This is a genomic window from Palleronia sp. THAF1, assembly GCF_009363795.1.
GTDB lineage: Bacteria > Pseudomonadota > Alphaproteobacteria > Rhodobacterales > Rhodobacteraceae > Palleronia.
In genome coordinates this window covers 1,505,046-1,523,940 of the sequence record NZ_CP045420.1, presented here as the reverse complement: position 1 = coordinate 1,523,940, position 18,895 = coordinate 1,505,046, and the positions used below count along the sequence as shown (strand labels likewise).

The following is an 18,895-nucleotide window of genomic DNA, read 5'->3' as shown; positions in this document are numbered from 1 at the left end:
ACCGGAAAGCGCGCAGGTGCAAATTGCCATCCAGCGCCTGCACCGATAAGCGATTGGGCAGACGCACAAGGATTAGGCAGGAGCCGATCTAAATTGTCCGACGCACTCGCTTCTTTGGGGCTGACGCCCCCGGTCTTCCTGGCCCCCATGGCCGGTATAACCGATTTGCCGTTCCGCGACATCGTTGCGGGCTTCGGCGCGGGACTGGTTGTGTCAGAGATGGTCGCCAGCCAAGAGATGGTGCAAGGCCGCGCGGGAACGGTCGAGCGGGCAGAACTGGGACTGGCCCGTGCCCGCACCTCTGTCCAGATCGCGGGGCGAGAGGCGCATTGGATGGCCGAGGCTGCCCGCCGGGTCGAAGCTGCGGGCGCGCGGATCATCGATATCAACATGGGCTGTCCGGCCAAGAAGGTGACGAATGGACTGTCGGGCTCGGCGCTGATGCGTGAGCCGGACCACGCGTTGTCCCTGATCGAAGCGGTAGTGAATGCGGTCGATGTGCCGGTGACGCTGAAGATGCGACTGGGCTGGGATGATGCTCAACTGAACGCTGCCGCTATTGCGCAGCGGGTAGAGGCGGCGGGCGTGCGGATGATCACAGTTCACGGGCGCACGCGATGCCAGTTCTACAAGGGCCGCGCCGATTGGGCGGCGATCCGTCCCGTGAAGGACGCGGTGCACGTACCGGTTATCGCCAATGGTGACATCGTGACGCCATCCGACGCGCACAAAGCACTGGCCGCCAGCGGAGCCGATGGCGTCATGGTCGGGCGCGGCATACAGGGGCGCCCGTGGCGCATCGCAGAGATCGCGGCGGCGCTGTACGGTGCGCCCGCGCCGCGTATCCCGCAAGGGTCGGACCTGATCGACCTGATTGCTGGACACGTTGAAGCGTCGTGCAGCTTCTACGGGAAGACGCTGGGCACAAAGGTCGTGCGCAAGCACTTGGGGTGGTATCTGGATGCCGCCGTTCCCGGCACGCCGCTCAAACGTGCGGTGCTGACGGCAGAGGAGCCCCAGGTCATCTTGCGGCTGTTGCCCGATGCTTTCAACGCGGCGGTGGCGGCATGACCGATGGCGCCGCGATCTGGGCGTCTATCCCCGTGCCTGCCTTCGTGGTCGATGCGGATGATCTGATCGTCGAGGTGAACGCGGCGGCGGAAGACTTCCTGAATGCCTCATTGAAGGCGCTGAAAGGCGCACCGTTCTTCGACCGGGTGTTCATCGACGCCCCGCTGGACGACGCTTTCAAGCGGGTGCGGTTCCAGGGCTCTGCGCTGTTCGTCAACACGGTGGACGTGGGGCCGGGGCATCGCGCGCCAGAGGTGTGCAACGTCAAGATCGCGCCGGTGCTACGCTCTGATGGGTGTGTGCTGATCCTGCTGACGCCGAAGCAGATGGCGGGGCGGCTGGTCAACGCCGGAAACCCCCGGTCGTCCGTGCGGTCGGCGATCGGCATGGCAGAGATGTTGGCGCATGAGATCAAGAACCCCCTAGCTGGCATCACTGGGGCGGCGCAGCTTTTGTCGATGGGGTTAAGCGGCCCGGATCGAGAGCTGACCGATCTGATCGTGGAAGAGACGCGGCGCGTGGCGGCCCTGATCGATCAGGTTGAGCAGTTCGGCAACCTGCGCCCGCCTGCGCGCAAGCCGGTGAACCTGCACGACCTGCTGGATCGGGCGCGAAAGTCGGCGGCGCTGGGTTTCGCCGCGCATATGCAGTTGGTCGAGGATTACGATCCGTCCTTGCCTGCGGCCTATGTGGATGCCGACCAAATGCTGCAGGTCCTGTCGAACCTGATCAAGAACGCTGCCGAAGCATCGCCGCAGGGCGGCACGATCACCATTCGGACGTTCTACGACCACGGGCTGCGCGTCCGCCGCCCGGACGGCACCGGCGCGCGTGTTCCGTTGCAGGTCGAGATCATCGACGATGGTCCCGGCCTGCCGCCGGACCTGACGGACGCGGTGTTCGATCCCTTCGTGTCCGGCAAGGAAAACGGCACGGGCCTCGGCCTCGCCTTGGTGTCGAAGATCGTGTCCGAACACGATGGCCTTATCGCGGTAGAGAGCCACCCGGGCCGCACCGCCTTCCGCTTGTCATTGCCCCTTGTCCCAACTGATCCGGAGTAACCCATGGACGGCACCGTTCTTGTCGCCGACGACGACCGCACCATCCGCACCGTTCTGACACAGGCGCTGACGCGTGCGGGCTGCAAGGTGCATGCGACCGCGTCGATGGTGACGCTGATGCGCTGGGTGGATGAGGGGAAGGGCGATCTGGTGATTTCTGATGTGGTCATGCCCGACGGTAACGGGCTGGAAGCGCTTCCGAAGATCAGTTCGGCGCGCCCCGGTCTTCCGGTCATCGTGATCTCGGCCCAGAACACGATCATGACGGCGATCCAGGCGGCAGAGGCGGATGCCTTCGACTACCTGCCCAAGCCCTTCGATCTGCCCGACCTTATGAAACGTGCGGCCCGCGCGCTGGATGCGCCGCGCCGGACCTCACCCCCGCCAGAGCCGGGGGCGCCCAGTGCCGCCCAAAGCGATCTGCCGCTGGTGGGGCGCACACCCGCGATGCAGGAGCTGTATCGTCTGGTCGCGCGGGTGATGAACACCGATCTGCCGGTTCTGATCACGGGCGAAAGCGGCACGGGCAAGTCGCTGACGGCGCGGGCGGTGCATGATTTCTCGGACCGTCGCACGCAGCCCTTCGTGGTGGCGACCGCCGCAGATTTCGAAGGCGCGGATGGCCCGTCTGCCGTTCTGTCCCGCGCACGGGGCGGCACGATCCTATTGGATGAGGTCGGCGATCTGGACGAGATCGTACAACTGCGTATCGTGCGGATGCTGGACGCGCTGGGCGATACCGCGCCGCGCATCATGGCGACCAGCCAGACCGATCTGACCCAAGCGCTGGAGCAGGGACGCTTCCGACAGGACCTGTTCTACCGGCTCTCCGGCGTCACCCTTGCGGTGCCGTCCTTGCGGGAACGGGTCGAGGATATTCCCCTTCTGGCCGAACACTTTCTGGCCCGCGCCGAAGCGGCTGGTAACGCGCGGCGGGGCTTTTCGGACGACGCGATGACGCTGATCCGGCGCTATTCCTGGCCCGGCAACGTGCGCCAGCTGGAGAACACGGTGCGCCGCCTGACACTGACGGGCGGAGAGGGCGAGATCACCCGAGACGAGGCGGAGGCCGTTCTGGGCAACCAGCCCGCGATGGAGCCCCTGCGCGGTGGCGGTGACGGGGACCGCCTGCAAGCAGCCATCGCGCGCCACATCCGCCGCTACTTCGACCTGCACGGCAATGTGCTGCCGCCACCGGGTCTGTATCAACGGATGCTGCGCGAGCTGGAAACACCGCTGATCGAGATCGCGCTGGACGCGACCGCCGGCAATCAGGCGAAATGCGCCGATCTTCTGGGAATCAACCGCAATACGTTGCGAAAGAAGATCACAGACCTCGATATTCACGTGACACGCCGCCGCAAATTGATGTAAAGCTGCAACAGGAGCGTGGCGCCGGGGCAAAAGACCCCGATCCGACAAAGCCATGCCCGAGCGGTAACGGCGCGGCAAACGCGCCACAATTTTCGGGGGTCGCCCATGGCGCATCCTATGCGGATGCTCAGCTGGGACCGGCTGGCGCGTTTGCGTCGGCGGAAACGTCTTCAGAACGCCACGACCATCGGGCTCGTGGTGCTGGGACCGGTGCTGGCATTCGTTACTTACCTGATCCTCGGTCCCTTGGACGCGGGCACGGCGGCCACGTCGCTGCGCCTCGTGTTGTTGGCGGATCTGATCTACGTGATCGCCTTGGCGGCGCTGGTGGTGATGGCCGTGGTGCGCATGATCGCAGCGCGGCGGGCGCAATCGGCCGGATCGCGGCTGCACCTGCGACTGACGGGCGTTTTCGCGCTGATCGCCATGGTGCCGACGATCACAGTCGCCATCTTCGCTGTGCTGACGGTCAACTTCGGGTTGGAAGGCTGGTTCTCGGACCGCGTACGCGCGGTCGTCGGCGCGTCTTTGGCCGCGGCAGAGGCCTATGAGGACGAACAGCGCATCAGCTTGTCCGAAGACGCCGAGGCGCTGGCCCGCTATCTGGCTGCCGCGCAAAGCGGACCGTTCGTACTGACGGATGGAGAGATGCGGCGGTTGCTGGGGCAGGGGCAGGCACAGATCCAGCGCGGCCTGCGCGAAGCCTATGTGATCGACGGAGAGGGCGAGATCCGCGCGCGGGGCGAGGGGTCGTATCTGTTCGACTATGAAGAACCCGACGCCACCGCCATCGCCGCCGCGACTGCCGGCGAGACCGTCATCATCGAAGACTGGGCCATCAACGAGTTCCGCGCGCTGCTGCCGATCGAGGAAGAGGGCGATCGTTTTCTTTATGTCAGCCGCGACGTGGACGGCGACCTGCTGGCGTTGCTGGACGACACGCAGGATTCCGTGCGTCTTTACAACCAGTTGGAAGCGGATCGCGGGCGTCTGCTGTTCGAGTTCGGCCTGCTGTATCTGGGCTTTGCGGTCATCCTGATCCTCGCCGCCGTGTGGCTGGGCCTGTGGTTCGCCGAACGTCTGTCGCGCCCCATCGGGCGGCTGGCGGGCGCGGCGGAAGCCGTCGGTGCGGGCGATCTGGACGTGCGCGTGCGCGAGGATGATGGCGACGACGAGATTTCGACGCTGGGCCGCATGTTCAATCAGATGACGCTGCAACTGCGGGCGCAGCGCCAGACCTTGCTGGAAACGAACGACCAGATCGACCGGCGTCGACGGCTGTTCGATAGTGTGCTGTCGTCGGTCACGGCTGGCGTCGTCGGGTTGGACGCGGACGGGCGCGTGACCTTCGTGAACCGCTCCGCCGAACGTCTGCTGCAACTGGACGAAAGCGCGGGGCAGGCGGTGCCGCTGTCGGTCGCGGTGCCGGAGTTCGGCGGCCTGTATGAGCGTCTGCGCGACACCCGTGACGAGGCGGTGCAGGACGAGGTGCGCGTCAGCCGTGCGGGCGTGCTGGAAAGCCTGTTGGTGCGCATGGCGACCCGCCGGGCAGAGGACGGCACGCTGGAAGGCTACGTGGTCGCTTTCGACGATGTGACGGACCTTGTGTCGGCGCAGCGAATGGCGGCTTGGGGTGACGTGGCCCGCCGCATCGCGCATGAGATCAAGAACCCGCTGACCCCGATCCAGCTGTCGGCGGGGCGCATCCAGCGCAAGTTCGGCTCTGAAGTTAGCGACCCCGAAAAGCTGGAGCAGATGACCGAGGTTATCGTGCGGCAGGCCGAAGGTCTGCGCCGGATCGTTAATGAATTCAGTCAGTTCGCCCGGATGCCGGAGCCGGAGCGGCGCAGTCAAGACCTGACGGAGATCGTCGCCTCTGCCGTGCTGCTGCAACAGGCGGGGCAGGAAGGGGTCAAGATCACCTCTGATCTGCCGAATGCCAAGGTCACGGCGGATATCGACGACGCGATGATCGGGCAGGCGCTGACGAACCTGATCAAGAACGCAGGCGAGGCGACGGAAAGTCTGGTAAAGGCGGGACGCGCACCAGAGGGCTACCAGCCGGAACTGCGCATCGCCATGGGCGTGAACGACGGCACCGCTCTGATCACCATTCAGGACAACGGCATCGGCCTTCCCGAAGACCGCGCGCGCCTGTTCGAGCCCTACGTGACCACGCGCGACGAGGGCACCGGCCTTGGCCTGCCCATCGTCAAGAAGATCATCGAAGAACACGGCGGCACGCTGGTGCTGACCGACGCGGATCCCTTCGCACCGGGCGCTCATTGCGGTGCCCGCGCGGAAATTAGACTGCCGGCCGCAGAGCCGGGACAACCCCAAGAAACGGAGGCGGAAAAGCTATGGGCGACATCCTGATCGTGGACGACGAGCGCGATATTCGCGAGTTGATCGGTGATATCTTGGAAGACGAGGGCTATACCTGCAGGCGCGCGGCCAACAGCCACGACTGCATGGCCGAGATCGAGAAATCGCCCCCCGCCATGATGATCCTGGACATCTGGCTGAAGGATTCCGATATGGACGGGATCGACATCCTGAAGATCGCCAAGCGCGATTATCCGGGGATGCCGGTCATCATCATCTCGGGTCACGGCAACATCGAAATCGCCGTCGCCGCCATCAAGCAGGGCGCCTACGATTACATCGAAAAGCCGTTCAACATCGATCAGTTGATGGTCGTGATCGGGCGGGCGATGGAAACGTCGAAGCTGCGCCGCGAAAATGTTGAGCTGAAGCGGCGCGATGTCGAGCCGCCGGAGCTGATTGGCTCTAGCCCGGCCTTCCGGGGGCTGAAGGCGTCTCTGGACAAGGTCACGCGTTCGAACGGGCGGGTGATGCTGACGGGGCCGTCCGGCTCCGGCAAGGAGTTGGCCGCGCGTTACATCCATGCCAATTCAGGCCGCGCTGATTTTCCCTTCATCACCGTCGGCGCTGCCGCCATCGAGCCGGATCGCATGGAAGAAGTGCTGTTCGGCCGCGAGACCGAGCGCGGGTCCGAGCCGGGCTTGCTGGAAGAGGCCGACGGCGGTGTGCTGTTCTTTGATGAGATCGCGGATATGCCGCTGGGCACCCAGTCGAAGATCCTGCGTGTGCTGGTGGATCAGGCGTTTACCCGTGTCGGTGGAACGGAGAAGGTGAAGGTCGACATCCGCGTTATCTCCTCCACCAACCGCGATCTGGCGGCGCTGGCGGAAGAAGGAATGTTCCGGCAGGAACTGTACCACCGCCTTGCCGTCGTTCCGATCGAGGTCCCGGCTTTGGACGACCGGCGTGAGGATATTCCCGAACTGGCCGAATTTTTCCTGTCGATGTTCAATCGCACGCAGGGTCTGCCGCTGCGCCGTCTGTCGGAAGAAGCGCAGGCCATGCTGCAGACGATGATCTGGCCCGGCAACGTGCGGCAGTTGAAGAACATGGTCGAACGGGTGCTGATCCTGGGCGAGGACAAGGGCGATATTACTGCCGCCGAACTCCCGGGGTCCGAAGCGGGTCCGTCCGAGGAGCAAGGCCGCGTCGTGCTGTCCGGCTCGCTGGCGATGCTGCCGCTGCGCGAGGCGCGCGAATTGTTCGAGCGGGAGTATCTGCTGACGCAGATCAACCGCTTTGGCGGCAACATCAGCCGCACGGCGAACTTCGTCGGCATGGAGCGTTCGGCCCTGCACCGCAAATTGAAGTCTTTGGGGGTCGTGACGACTTCGAAGCAGGGCGCGCGGATCGCGCATCTCGACGAACAGCCCGTCGGCTGATGCCCTTTACCGACCGTGCGACGCGGGTATTGAACCGCCGCGTCGCCTATGTGGATGAAGGACCGCGCGACGCGCCGCCTTTGGTGCTGCTGCACGGCGCGGGGTTCGATCATGCGGAGCTGACGTGGCGGCTGACCGTCGCGGCCATGCGTGACCACCGCCGCGTTATCGTCCCGGACTTGCCCGGATACGGCGACAGCGACGCGCTGTGCGATCCGTGCAGCCTGTCCGATCTGGGCGCGTGGACGGTCGACTTCCTTGATGCGCTGGAATTGGAGCGCGTCGATCTGGGTGGCGTGTCCATGGGCGGCGGCATGGCGCTGTGGGTCGCGATCCATGCGCCGGACCGGGTGCGACGGCTGGTGCCGGTCTGCGCCTACGGTCTGATGCCGCGCGCGCCGTTCCATCCGGCGGCTTACGCCTTCTTCCGTGCAGGCGGCGTGGCGCTGGCCTACCGCGCCGCTGCCACGTCGGACCGGCTGGCTCGGCTTGGTCTGGCGATGAGTTATGGCGATCCGGGGCGTGTCAGTCGCAAGGCCGTGGCCGAGTTGCGTCGCACCGCGCAGGACCAGATGCACCGGCGCAGCTTCGACAGCTTTCTGGCCGCTGAACTGCACCGAAGCTCGCTGCAATCGGATCTGACGCCCGAACTGGGCCGGATCACCGCGCCCACGTTGTTGGTCGCGGGCACGGCGGACCGGCTGGTGCCGGCGCACCGCGTCCGCGACGCGCAAGAGGTGATTCCAGACGCGCGCTACCTGGCTTTGCCGACGGGCCATTGGCCCATGCGCGAACGGCCCGAGCTTTTCCACCCCGTTCTGGAACGGTTCCTGTCGGACTAAGATTAACGACCTTAAGTATTGCGCAGCAGCGGTGGCACCGGGCGGTCTTTCTTCGCCAGCTTCTTCAGATAGGCCGCGCGCCAATGTGCGTAGCGCCCCAAGCTGCGCTGCTGGTGGATCAGCAGGGTCAGGAACGCATCGCGCTGCGTGGGCTTCTTGAGCCGCTTCACCAGCTTTTTCTGCTCCTTTGTCATCGAGCAGGCGATGCAGTGTCCCTGCCGCTTGAAGGTGCAGACGCCGATGCAGGGGCTGGGGAGGGTCTTGAATTTGGTCATGGCCCACAAGTGGGGATGCCGCAGCCATACGCAACGCCCCGCGCTTGAACGCCCCATGGCCCCATGCGACAAGCGCGAAACCGCCACGCCACGCGCAAAAGAGTGTTCCCATGCAAATCATCATCTGCGGTGCGGGTCAGGTCGGCTGGCAAATCGCCCGGCACCTGGCCGGTGAGCAGAACGACGTCACCGTCGTCGACAACAATGCCGATCTTGTGCGGCAGGCCACCGATACGCTGGACGTGCAGGGGATTGCGGGACATGCAAGCTATCCTGACGTGCTGGATCGCGCGGGTGCGCGAGACGCCGACATGATCATCGCCGCGACCCATTCGGACGAGGTGAACATGGTCACTTGTCAGGTCGCCCATTCGGTCTTTGCCGTGCCGCGCAAGATCGCACGCCTTCGGGCGCAAAGTTATCTGGATGCGATCTATTCGGACCTTTACCGCCGCGACCACCTGCCCATCGACGTGGTGATCAGCCCCGAGAAAGAGGTCGCCGAGGCCGCTTTGCGCCGTCTGTCCTCACCCTCGGCTTTCGACACGCAGCTATTCATGGAAGGCCGCGTGCAGCTTCTGGGGATAGGGCTGACCGATGACTGCCCGGTGCTGAACACGCCGTTGAAGCAGTTGACCGACCTGTTCTCGACCCTGCGCGCAATTGTTGTCGGCGTACGCCGGTCCGGTCAGCTGTTCGCGCCGGAGCCGGGCGATCAGTTGTTCGCTGGTGACGACATCTATGTTCTGGCCCACCGCGACGACAAGGATCGCGTGCTGGATATCTTCGGCAAAGCTGTCACCAAACAGGACCGTGTGGTGATCCTTGGCGGCGGTAACGTGGGTCTGATGGTCGCGCAGCAGCTTGAAGGGCCAGAGTGGCGTGTGCGCGTCCGGATGATCGAGAAGGACCGCCGCACCGCCGAGCGCGCCGCCGACGTTCTGGAACGCACCATCGTGCTTAACGGCGACGGGCTGAAGCGGGAACTGCTCGATGAGGCCTCTATAGGAAAGGCCGATTCGATCCTGTGCGTGACCGATGACGACAAGACCAACCTTCTGGCCGCCGTGCGCGCAAAGCAGGCCGGCGCGAAGATGGCCGTCTGCCTTGTCAACGACCCGTCGCTTCAGGGCCTCATGCGGCCCTTGGGAATCGACGCCTTCGTCAATCCGCGCGCGACCACCGTGTCGTCGATCCTGCGTCACGTGCGCCACGGACGGGTGCGCAACGTCTATTCCGTCGGTGATGCAGAGGCAGAGGTCATCGAGGCGCAGGTGCTGTCCACCTCTCCCATCGCGGGCCAGCTGATCCGCGACATCGACTTCCCGGAAGGTGCTTTGGTGGGCGCGGTGCAAAAGGGCGGCAAGATCGTCAAGCCGACCGGGACGACGCGGATCGAGGAAAGCGATATCATCGTGATCTTCGCGCTGGCGGCGGATGTCCCGGCGGTCGAGCGGCTGTTCCAGGTCGCGATCGACTTCTTCTGATGCGTCGCACCCTTCAGCGGCTGCCGTTCCTGCTGATCCTGCAGGGGCTGGGCGCGGCAGCGATGTTCGCGCCCGCGATCCACGCCTACCAGCTGCGCTACCTGCACACCGCACGCTCGTTCTTTTATTCCGGCATCGTGTTCCTGATCCTGTTCGCGTTCCTTGCCGTCGCGTTGGGCACGCGAGGGCGCGAAGGCTCGACCCGCGCGCAGCTGACAGGACTGGTTGGCGCTTTGGTGCTGCTGCCCTTGATGCTGGCGGTGCCATTCCGAGAGGCCCTTGGGGACGCATATATCGGCAACGCTTGGTTCGAGATGATCTCTTGCCTGACCACCACCGGCGCCACGCTGTATCCCGGCGAGGGGCAATTGCCCCCGACTTTGCACCTGTGGCGGGCGATGGTCGGTTGGATGGGCGGGCTGCTGTTCTGGGTGTCCGCGCTGGCGATCCTTGCACCGTTGAACCTGGGTGGCTTCGAGGTTGTGGCGACCGATTTGACGGCTGCGGGCCGCACCGCGTTACGCGAGAGGCGGGCGGTTCGGCCCGGAGAACGGTTAAGACGCTATGCCGTGCGCCTTGCCCCGATCTACGCAGGCCTGACGTTGATCCTGTGGATCGGACTTGCGCTGACAGGCACCAGCGGTACGACCGGTGCGATCCTTGCCATGTCCACGATGTCGACCTCTGGCATCGTGCCGGGCGGCTGGCGCGGAGAGACGATTCTGCCCGAAATGCTGATCTTCGTCTTCCTGATCTTCGGCGTGTCGCGCCTGACCTTCCGCAACGACTTCATCAATCGCGAGCGGGGTGTGCTGCTGAAGGACCCCGAGATACGCCTAGCGGCGATCCTAGTCGTCATGGTGCCCGCCTTCCTGTTCCTGCGCCACTTTCTTGGCTCGATCGAGAACGAGGGGCAGGATGACCTGGGGGCGGCCATTCAGGCGCTGTGGGGGGCAACCTTCACGACGCTCAGTTTTCTGACCACGACCGGGTTTGAGAGCAGCTCTTTCGAGGATGCGCGCTTCTGGTCCGGTTTGCCCACGCCGGGGCTGGTCCTGATCGGGCTGGCGCTGCTGGGGGGCGGCGTCGCGACCACCGCAGGCGGGGTGAAGCTTTTGCGTATCTATGCGCTCTACAAACACGGCGCGCGAGAGATGGGGCGGCTGGTCTATCCCAATTCCATCGGCGGATCGGGATCGCGCGGACGCAGGCTGCGGCGCGAGGGTGCGTTCGTTGCGTGGATCTTTTTCATGCTGTTTGCCATCGTTCTTGCCGTGACCATGGCGGCTTTGACTTTAGCAGGACTTGGCTTCGAGGAGGCGATGGTTCTGTCGGTCGCGGCGCTGTCGAACACCGGGCCGTTGGCCGACGTCGGCGGCGGCGCGCCGATCCTTTACGCCGATCAGGGCCTTGCCGCGCGGGTTATCCTGGCCTTCGTCATGGTTCTGGGGCGGATGGAGACGCTGGCGATCGTTGCTTTGTTCAACCGCGATTTCTGGCGCGCCTGATCCGTTCAAGTTTTGTCTGGCCTCTCAAGCGCTTGCCCTTCATAATGCCCCCCGTCACCAACCGCCGATCAAGCGCGGGAATAAAAAGACTATAATTTAGGGACGGTGTTCGCATGGCCGGCGAAAAGCAAAATCTGCAAGAGACATTCCTGAACCACGTTCGCAAGACGAAGGTGCCCGTGACGATCTTTCTGATCAACGGCGTCAAGCTGCAGGGTGTCATCACGTGGTTCGACAATTTTTGCGTGCTGTTGCGCCGCGACGGGCAATCGCAGCTGGTGTTCAAGGGCGCGATCTCGACGATCATGCCCAGCCAGCCGATTCAGCTGTATGATGGCGATACCGATCCCGGTGCGTGATTTCGCGAAACCGCACGGGGTCTCCGTGCGTTCGCCAGCATGACCACAAACGCATGGGTTCTGCACCCCGACATTCAGACAGAGCGCGATCGGCGTGAGCCGCAGCCCGCGCTGGAAGAAGCAATCTCTCTGGCACATGCGCTGCCGGGATTGGACGTGATGGGCGGGCAGGTCGTGCGCCTGCCGCGCGCCCATCCCGGCCACCTGTTCGGCACCGGCAAGATGGAAGAACTGCGCCAGCATATCGAGGCCGAGGATATCGGCCTTGTCTTGATCGACGGCCCGGTCTCTCCGGTGCAGCAACGCAATTTGGAAAAGGCTTGGGGCACCAAGCTTCTGGACAGGACGGGCCTGATCCTGGAGATCTTCAGCGACCGTGCGCGCACCCGCGAAGGTGTGCTGCAGGTCGAGATGGCGCACCTGTCTTACCAGCGCACGCGCCTTGTTCGTGCCTGGACGCACCTTGAACGGCAGCGCGGTGGCCTTGGCTTCGTCGGTGGTCCCGGCGAAACGCAGATCGAGGCGGACCGCCGCGCCATCGACGAGCAATTGAACCGGCTGAAGAAGCAACTGGAGAAAGTTGTGAAAACGCGGGAACTGCACCGCGCCGCGCGCGCGAAGGTGCCGTTCCCCATTGTCGCGCTGGTCGGCTATACGAACGCGGGCAAATCCACGCTGTTCAATCGCATGACTGGCGCAGAGGTGATGGCGGAAGACATGCTGTTCGCCACGCTCGACCCCACGATGCGCGCCGTCGAGATGCCGGCGGGCAAGCAGGTGATTCTGTCGGATACGGTGGGCTTCATTTCCAACCTGCCGACGCAGCTTGTCGCGGCCTTCCGCGCCACGCTGGAAGAGGTCTTGGCCGCCGATCTGATCGTCCATGTGCGCGATATTAGCCACGCGGGCACGGAAGAGCAGGCCGAAGATGTTATGCGCATTCTGGGCGATCTGGGTGTGTCGGATGACGTGCCGTTGATCGAGGTCTGGAACAAGACGGACCAGCTTTCGCCAGAGGATCGATCCACGCTGATCAAGACCGCCGAACGCCGGGATGAGGTTGAGACGGTATCGGCCCTGACCGGCGATGGCGTGCCGGACCTGTTGGATGCCATCGAGGACGCGCTGGACGAAAAGCGGTCTCGCAAGGAGTTGGCGCTGCCGTTCAGCGCTGGCAAGCGGCGTGCATGGCTGTACGAGCAGGGCGTCGTCGAAGACGAGCGGCAGGGCGAAGACGGGCTGCATGTCACGGTGAACTGGACGCGCAGGCAAGCAAGGGCCTTCCATGACATCTGATGTTTTCGTCCGCGCAGGGACACCGGCGGATGCACCGGGCGTTTCCGCCATGCTGCAAGCCCTGACGGCGGCGGGAAAGCGGACGCGCCCATCGGATGAGGACTTCGTGCGGTCGGAGTATCTGAGCGACGGCCCGATTTCGACGGTCGTGGCAGAGCTAGATGGCCGAATCGTCGGGATTCAGATCCTCAACCGTGCGGGATCAGACCGTCCGTTCGACGTGGCAGAGGGCGACGGTTACATCGGCACCCACGTCCACCCCGACGCGGCTGGGAATGGTGTGGGGCGCAAGATGATGGCGCATAGCCTGCAGGCGGCGCTCGACGCGGGCCTTACCCGAATCGACGCGGCCATCACGACCAGCAACGCCGAAGGCTTGGGCTATTACGACGCCATGGGGTTTGTGATGGAGCGCGAGGAAGACGGACGCGTACACAAGGTCCTCACGCTCGACCGCGCATGAAAAAGCCCGCGTGTGGCGGGCTTCATCGACGGATCCGATGGCTGGCCTTACCGGCCCCAAGAGCGGACGGGACCACAGTCCATGTGAACGAAGTTGGACGAGGAGTAGCGCCCGACGCCGCCTGCCGCACAGGCAGAAGCCGCGCGATACATTTGGTTCACCGAGCGCGACTTCATCGACAGGTCGGCAGCTTCACCGCGCAGGTGACGCGAGTTCTTCGCAACGCCGGACGAGCGGGCGCGCAGCATGTTGTTCGTCTCGGGCGAGCGGTAGCCGGAAATCAGCATGTAGGGCTCTGCCGTGTCCATCAGGTTGTGGCTGGCGGCCATGATGTCGATCGTGCGCGTGTCGATCGCGCTGACCTTGTTGTTGCGCCAGTCGCGCATGAAGTGGTGCACTTCGGCCAGCGCGTCTTTGATGTAGTTGCCTTCGATCCAGTAGATCGTGTCGATGCTCTCGCCCGTACGGCCCGAATACATCTTGATCCGGCGAATATCGCCCGCACCGCGAAGGATGCCGAATGCGTTGGAGTAGGTGGGTGCCGCGATGACGCTTGTGGCCGCGAAAGCGCCCAGCAGCGCGCGCCGGGTCAGACCGGTCTGCTTGATCGTCATGTGGAAATGTCCCGTTTTCTAGTAACCTGCGTCGTGTCCCGCGTTGACCGCGATGTCGCCCGAGTCCCCTTGAGCGTTCGAAATCTATGCCACGAGATACGACTTCACGAAAGGGGCCTGTGGCCACCTTCAAAAAAGTTCCCACATAGTGGCAAATTTTCGCTTAACGACAGATCACGGGGTCGTGAGTCCACAGAAAGGATTTTCGTGCTGTTTTGGTAACGAGCGCGCTCACCAAGCCTCTGACGCTGCAATTCTCGCTTGTGTGCAACGGTTTGGCGGTCTCTAGCGTTGGGTGGGGATGTCTAAGAAGGGAATTTCGATGCAATCCGGTATTTTGAAGCGGCTGGCTGCCACCGTCGCTTTTGTTGCGCTTGTCGCGCCCGTCACGGCTACGGCGCAGTCCGTAACGCCTTTCACGCAAGCGATTGCGGTCGCCGCTGCGGAAGATGACGCGCTGTCTGCGTTCTACCGCGAATCGAAGTTCGCCCCCCTTTGGGTCGGTGATGACGCTGTGCACCGCGCCAGGCGGGCCGCTTTCTTGGCGGTCGTCGACAAGGCCGGGCTGCATGGTCTTCCCGCCAACCGCTACGATGCTGACCGCATCCGCCAGATGATGCGCGCCGCCGACACCCCGCGTGAGATGGGGAAACTGGACGTCGAACTGTCTCGGCTGTTCCTGCGTTTTGCGTCCGACATGTCGACCGGTATTCTGGAGCCGGGCCGTGTGGTCAGCGACATCAAGCGGACCGTCCCCGAATCGCAGAGATTGGACCTTTTGCGCGATATCTCTGGCGACCGTCCCTACGCTGTGATGGATCGCCTTGGCCCGCAAAGCCAAGAATACAATCGTTTGATCCGCGCGCGCCTGACGCTGGAAGATGCCATCGTCAACGGCACGTGGGGAGAGCCTGTGCGCGCCTCTCGGCTGGAACGCGGCGCGCAGGGCGATGAAGTCGTGCGTCTGCGCGACCGTTTGATCGCCATGGGGTATCTGGATCGCTCAGCAAGCCAAGTGTTCGACGCGTCGATGCAGAAGGCCGTAGAAGCGTTCCAGACCGATCACGGCCTTGCCGTCGATGGCGTCGTGGGTGGCAAGACGCTGGAAGAGCTGAACGTCTCGCCCGAGGATCGCCTTGGGTCCGTCCTTGTCGCGATGGAGCGCGAGCGCTGGATGAACTTCGACCGGGGCGACCGGCACATCTGGGTGAACCTGACCGATTTCCATGCGCAGATCGTCGTCGATGGAGAGGTCTACTTCGAGACCAAGTCGGTGATCGGAAAGAATGTGTCCAGTCAGGAAACGCCGGAGTTTTCCGACGAGATGGACCACATGGTCATCAATCCATACTGGTACGTGCCTCGTTCGATCATCGTGAACGAGTACCTGCCGGGCCTGCGCCGCAATCCGGGCGCGCATGGGCATCTGGATATCATCGCGTCGAACGGTCGGGTCGTTAGTCGAAACCGAAGCTTCAGCCAGTATTCGGCGCGCAGCTTCCCGTTCTCGATGCGGCAGAAGCCGGGACCGCGCAATGCGCTGGGTCGCGTGAAGTTCATGTTCCCCAACAAGTACAACATCTACCTGCACGACACGCCCGCGCAGTCCCTGTTCAGCCAGACTGTCCGTGCCTTCAGCCATGGCTGCATTCGTCTGGACGATCCGTATGAGTTTGGTCACGCGTTGCTGGAACTGCAGAACGATCCAAGCCCCGAGGCGACGTTCAACCGTTATCTCAACTCTGGCCAGAACAGCCGGGTGAATTTGGCGGATCCATTGCCGGTCCACATCGTCTACCGCACGGCAATCGCCAAGCCGGGCGGTGGGATGGAGTATCGCGACGACATCTACGGTCGTGACGCGCGCATCCTGTCCGCTCTGCAGGCAGAGGGTGTGACCATGCCGCGCGCGCAGGCGCGTCTGGCACTTTCGGACGGCTGACCCTAGTATCGTCCCCGGCCACAAACAGGGCGGGGACGACCATGCAGACCACCATTTCCGATATCGCGACCGCTCTTTCCGCTCGGCTGGAGGGTGACGGTTCTATCGTGATCACCGGCGCCTCCGAGCCCGCGGATGCCACCCAAAGCGATCTCGCACTCGCCATGCAGCCTGCCTACGCTGAACGGCTGGGCGAGGGGGCAGCGCAGGCCGCGATCCTGTGGGAAGGGGCGGATTGGCGCGCATTGGGCCTGAAAGCGGCCCTGTTCGTGCAGCGTCCGCGTCTGGCGATGGCGCATCTGACGGCGGTCTTCGATCCCGGCCCGCAGATCGCGCCTGGCATCCACCCGTCCGCCATCGTCGATGATACCGCCCAAATCGGAGAGGGTGCGGCTATCGGACCGCTCGTCGTCATTGGCGCAGGCGCGCGGATCGGCGCGAACGCCCGCATCGCGTCCCACGTCAGTATCGCAGAGGGTGCGCAGATCGGTGACGATGCCCTGATCCTTCAGGGTGCCAAGGTGGGCGCGCGCGTGCAGATCGGTGACCGTATCATCCTGCAACCGGGCGCCTTGATCGGTGCAGATGGTCTGGCCTTCGTGACGCCGCAGAAGTCCGGCGTCGAGAAGGCGCGCGAGAGCCTGGGTGATCAGGGAGACATCACCGAGCAGGCGTGGACTCGTATCCATTCGCTTGGCACCGTCATCATCGGCGACGACGTCGAGATCGGGGCGAACACCTGTGTTGACCGCGGCACCATTCGCGCGACCCGGATCGGCAACGGCTGCAAGCTCGATAACCTGATCCACATCGCCCACAACGTCGTCATGGGCGAGCACTGTCTGGCGGCCGCCATGACCGGCATCGCGGGCTCGACCGTGTTGGGCGACCGGGTGGTTTGCGGTGGGGCGACGGGAATCGCCGATAACCTGACCATCGGCTCTGACGTGATCTTCGGTGGCGGGACCAAGGTTCTGTCGAACGTGCCTGCGGGGCGGGTGATGATGGGCTACCCGGCGGTGCGGATGGATCAGCATGTGGACATGTACAAGGCCCTGCGCCGCCTGCCGCGTATGCTGGCGCGCCTGACCAGCGACAAAGCGGTTTCAAAAGGCGGCTCTGATCATTAGATCAGCCACGACGCAACGAAGGGTTCGAGCCATGGCAGACACCAAGGACACGGTCATCCGCATCCTCGCCGAACAGGCGATGATCGAGCCATCCGACGTCACTCTGACGCAAAGCCTTGAAGATCTGGGCATCGACAGCCTTGGGCTGGTAGAATCGATCTTCGCCATAGAGGAAGAGTTCGACATTCAGGTGCCGTTCAACGCCAACGACCCGCAGGCCAGCGAATTCGATATCTCCTCGGTCGCTGCCATTGTCGGCGCGGTCGAAGGTCTGGTGGCGGCGCAGAAGACGTGAGGCGGGTCGTCATCACCGGCGCGGGTACGATCAACGCGCTGGGTCACGACGTGCCGCAAACGCTTGAAGCGATGCGCGAAGGGCGCTGCGGCATCGGCCCGCTGAAGATCCGTGATGTCGAGCGGTTGGCCGTCCAGATCGGCGCTCAGGTCAAGGACTACGACGAGACCGCGACGTTCAATCGACAACAGATTGCTTTGTACGATCGGTTCACGCAATTCGCGCTGTTGGCCGCCAATCAGGCCGTCGAACAGTCGGGGATCGAGTTCTTCGGGCCGCTGGCCCTGCGTGCCGGTGTGGTCATGGGCACATCGGGCGGTGGGCTGTCGACGCAAGACGAGAATTACCGTGCCGTCTATGAAGAGGGGAAGAACCGCGTTCACCCCTTCGTCGTGCCGAAACTGATGAACAACGCGGCGGCATCGCATATTTCGATGCAGCACAATTTGCAGGGGCCGTCCTTCACCGTGGCGACGGCCTGCGCGTCGTCCAATCATGCGATGGGTCAGGCGTTTTCTATGATCCGGTCGGGGGTTGCCGACGTGATGGTGACAGGCGGTTCCGAATCCATGCTGTGCTTCGGCGGCGTCAAGGCGTGGGAGGGCCTGCGCGTCATGTCCAAGGATGCGTGCCGCCCGTTTTCCGCCACGCGCAACGGCATGGTGCAGGGGGAAGGAGCGGGCATGTTCGTGTTCGAGGAATACGAGCACGCCAAGGCGCGCGGCGCAGAGATACTGGCGGAGGTTGCGGGTTTCGCCATGTCGTCCGACGCAGCCGATATCGTCATGCCGTCGAAGAAGGGTGCCGCGCGCGCCATCGCGGGCGCTGTCGCCGACGCGCGCGTCGATCTGGGGCAGGTGGGCTACATCAATGCCCATGGCACCGGCACGGCCGCCAACGACAAGACAGAATGCGCTGCGGTGGCCGATGTGTTCGGCCACCACGCGAATGATCTGATGATCTCCAGCACCAAGTCGATGCACGCGCACCTGATCGGCGGCACGGGGGCCGTAGAGCTTCTGGCCTGCATCATGGCGCTACGTGACGGGGTGATCGCGCCGACCATCGGCTACGAAGAGCCAGACCCCGAATGTGCTCTGGACGTGGTTCCCAACGAAGCGCGCGAGGCGCAGGTCGACGTCGTCCTGTCCAATGCCTTCGCCTTTGGCGGGTTGAACGCAGTGCTGGCCCTCAAGCGGATCTGATGCGGGATCGGGTTTCGTCTTATAACGAACGGGTTAAGCTGTTCGCGGGATTCCTGAACGCGATCGGTGTCGGTCTTATCGGTTTTTCGCTGCTCCGTCCTTTGGTCGAAACGGGCAGCGTAGCCGTACTCTCTCCGATCTGGGCGCTTCTAGGAGTGGTTTTTCACGGCGCGGCGCACTATGTCCTAGGGTATCTGAAGAAGGAG

At 63.8% G+C, this 18,895-nt stretch carries 17 protein-coding genes; 15 read left to right on the top strand and 2 right to left on the bottom strand.

The window, feature by feature from the left end; genetic code table 11:
• Nucleotides 1-93 precede the first annotated feature (93 nt).
• From dusB to FIU81_RS07615, 6 genes are all read left to right on the top strand, one after another.
• Entirely contained in the window at nucleotides 94-1,071 is a 978-nt protein-coding gene (gene dusB, locus FIU81_RS07640; protein WP_413816228.1) for a tRNA dihydrouridine synthase DusB, read from the top strand.
• The gene (locus FIU81_RS07635) at nucleotides 1,068-2,132 is read left to right on the top strand and encodes a two-component system sensor histidine kinase NtrB (RefSeq protein ID WP_124113000.1); all 1,065 of its coding nucleotides are present in this window, start codon (nucleotides 1,068-1,070) and stop codon (nucleotides 2,130-2,132) included. Before dusB ends, FIU81_RS07635 begins: the two co-directional genes overlap by 4 nt.
• A 3-nt stretch (nucleotides 2,133-2,135) precedes the next feature.
• Nucleotides 2,136-3,506 (top strand): response regulator, encoded by a 1,371-nt coding sequence (locus FIU81_RS07630; RefSeq protein ID WP_124112998.1) that lies wholly within the window; start codon nucleotides 2,136-2,138, stop codon nucleotides 3,504-3,506.
• Nucleotides 3,507-3,611: 105 nt separating this feature from the next.
• Nucleotides 3,612-5,882 carry a sensor histidine kinase NtrY-like gene (locus FIU81_RS07625; RefSeq protein ID WP_124112995.1) on the top strand — a complete coding sequence of 757 codons (2,271 nt, stop codon included), beginning with the start codon at nucleotides 3,612-3,614 and terminating at the stop codon, nucleotides 5,880-5,882.
• On the top strand, nucleotides 5,867-7,273 hold the full coding sequence (locus FIU81_RS07620; RefSeq protein WP_124112993.1) for a sigma-54-dependent transcriptional regulator: 1,407 nt from the start codon (nucleotides 5,867-5,869) through the stop codon (nucleotides 7,271-7,273). Before FIU81_RS07625 ends, FIU81_RS07620 begins: the two co-directional genes overlap by 16 nt.
• Nucleotides 7,273-8,115, top strand: coding sequence for an alpha/beta fold hydrolase (locus FIU81_RS07615; protein ID WP_124112991.1), 843 nt, complete (start codon nucleotides 7,273-7,275; stop codon nucleotides 8,113-8,115). Before FIU81_RS07620 ends, FIU81_RS07615 begins: the two co-directional genes overlap by 1 nt.
• Before the next feature lie 11 nt (nucleotides 8,116-8,126).
• Here FIU81_RS07615 and FIU81_RS07610 read toward each other — a convergent pair whose 3' ends face one another.
• On the bottom strand, nucleotides 8,127-8,390 hold the full coding sequence (locus FIU81_RS07610; protein ID WP_124112989.1) for a DUF1289 domain-containing protein: 264 nt from the start codon (nucleotides 8,388-8,390) through the stop codon (nucleotides 8,127-8,129).
• Nucleotides 8,391-8,500: 110 nt separating this feature from the next.
• On the opposite strand from FIU81_RS07610, the gene trkA reads away from it, so the two are divergent.
• The 5 genes from trkA to FIU81_RS07585 all read left to right on the top strand — a co-directional run bounded on the left by trkA (nucleotide 8,501) and on the right by FIU81_RS07585 (nucleotide 13,503).
• The gene (trkA, locus tag FIU81_RS07605) at nucleotides 8,501-9,877 is read left to right on the top strand and encodes a Trk system potassium transporter TrkA (protein ID WP_124112986.1); all 1,377 of its coding nucleotides are present in this window, start codon (nucleotides 8,501-8,503) and stop codon (nucleotides 9,875-9,877) included.
• Nucleotides 9,877-11,385: a potassium transporter TrkG gene (locus tag FIU81_RS07600; RefSeq protein ID WP_124112984.1), complete on the top strand. Its 1,509-nt coding sequence runs from the start codon at nucleotides 9,877-9,879 to the stop codon at nucleotides 11,383-11,385. The genes trkA and FIU81_RS07600 overlap by 1 nt, the downstream gene beginning before the upstream one ends.
• Nucleotides 11,386-11,498: 113 nt before the next feature.
• Nucleotides 11,499-11,744: an RNA chaperone Hfq gene (hfq, locus tag FIU81_RS07595; protein WP_124112982.1), complete on the top strand. Its 246-nt coding sequence runs from the start codon at nucleotides 11,499-11,501 to the stop codon at nucleotides 11,742-11,744.
• Between the two features lie 39 nt (nucleotides 11,745-11,783).
• Entirely contained in the window at nucleotides 11,784-13,040 is a 1,257-nt protein-coding gene (gene hflX / locus FIU81_RS07590; RefSeq protein WP_124112979.1) for a GTPase HflX, read from the top strand.
• Nucleotides 13,030-13,503 (top strand): GNAT family N-acetyltransferase, encoded by a 474-nt coding sequence (locus FIU81_RS07585; protein WP_124112978.1) that lies wholly within the window; start codon nucleotides 13,030-13,032, stop codon nucleotides 13,501-13,503. Before hflX ends, FIU81_RS07585 begins: the two co-directional genes overlap by 11 nt.
• A gap of 47 nt (nucleotides 13,504-13,550) precedes the next feature.
• Here the strand turns inward: FIU81_RS07585 and FIU81_RS07580 are convergent, their stop codons facing one another.
• Entirely contained in the window at nucleotides 13,551-14,117 is a 567-nt protein-coding gene (locus FIU81_RS07580; protein WP_124112977.1) for a YcbK family protein, read from the bottom strand.
• A gap of 322 nt (nucleotides 14,118-14,439) precedes the next feature.
• On the opposite strand from FIU81_RS07580, the gene FIU81_RS07575 reads away from it, so the two are divergent.
• Genes FIU81_RS07575 through FIU81_RS07560 form a run of 4 tightly spaced genes read left to right on the top strand, consistent with a single transcriptional unit; the run spans nucleotide 14,440 to nucleotide 18,689 of the window.
• Nucleotides 14,440-16,059: a L,D-transpeptidase family protein gene (locus FIU81_RS07575; protein WP_254696026.1), complete on the top strand. Its 1,620-nt coding sequence runs from the start codon at nucleotides 14,440-14,442 to the stop codon at nucleotides 16,057-16,059.
• Nucleotides 16,060-16,100: 41 nt separating this feature from the next.
• Nucleotides 16,101-17,189, top strand: coding sequence for a UDP-3-O-(3-hydroxymyristoyl)glucosamine N-acyltransferase (gene lpxD / locus FIU81_RS07570; RefSeq protein WP_124112975.1), 1,089 nt, complete (start codon nucleotides 16,101-16,103; stop codon nucleotides 17,187-17,189).
• Between the two features lie 31 nt (nucleotides 17,190-17,220).
• Nucleotides 17,221-17,484 carry an acyl carrier protein gene (locus FIU81_RS07565; RefSeq protein WP_124112974.1) on the top strand — a complete coding sequence of 88 codons (264 nt, stop codon included), beginning with the start codon at nucleotides 17,221-17,223 and terminating at the stop codon, nucleotides 17,482-17,484.
• Complete coding sequence (locus FIU81_RS07560) at nucleotides 17,481-18,689, top strand: beta-ketoacyl-[acyl-carrier-protein] synthase family protein (RefSeq protein WP_124112972.1); 1,209 nt, start codon at nucleotides 17,481-17,483, stop codon at nucleotides 18,687-18,689. Before FIU81_RS07565 ends, FIU81_RS07560 begins: the two co-directional genes overlap by 4 nt.
• Nucleotides 18,690-18,895: the final 206 nt, after the last annotated feature.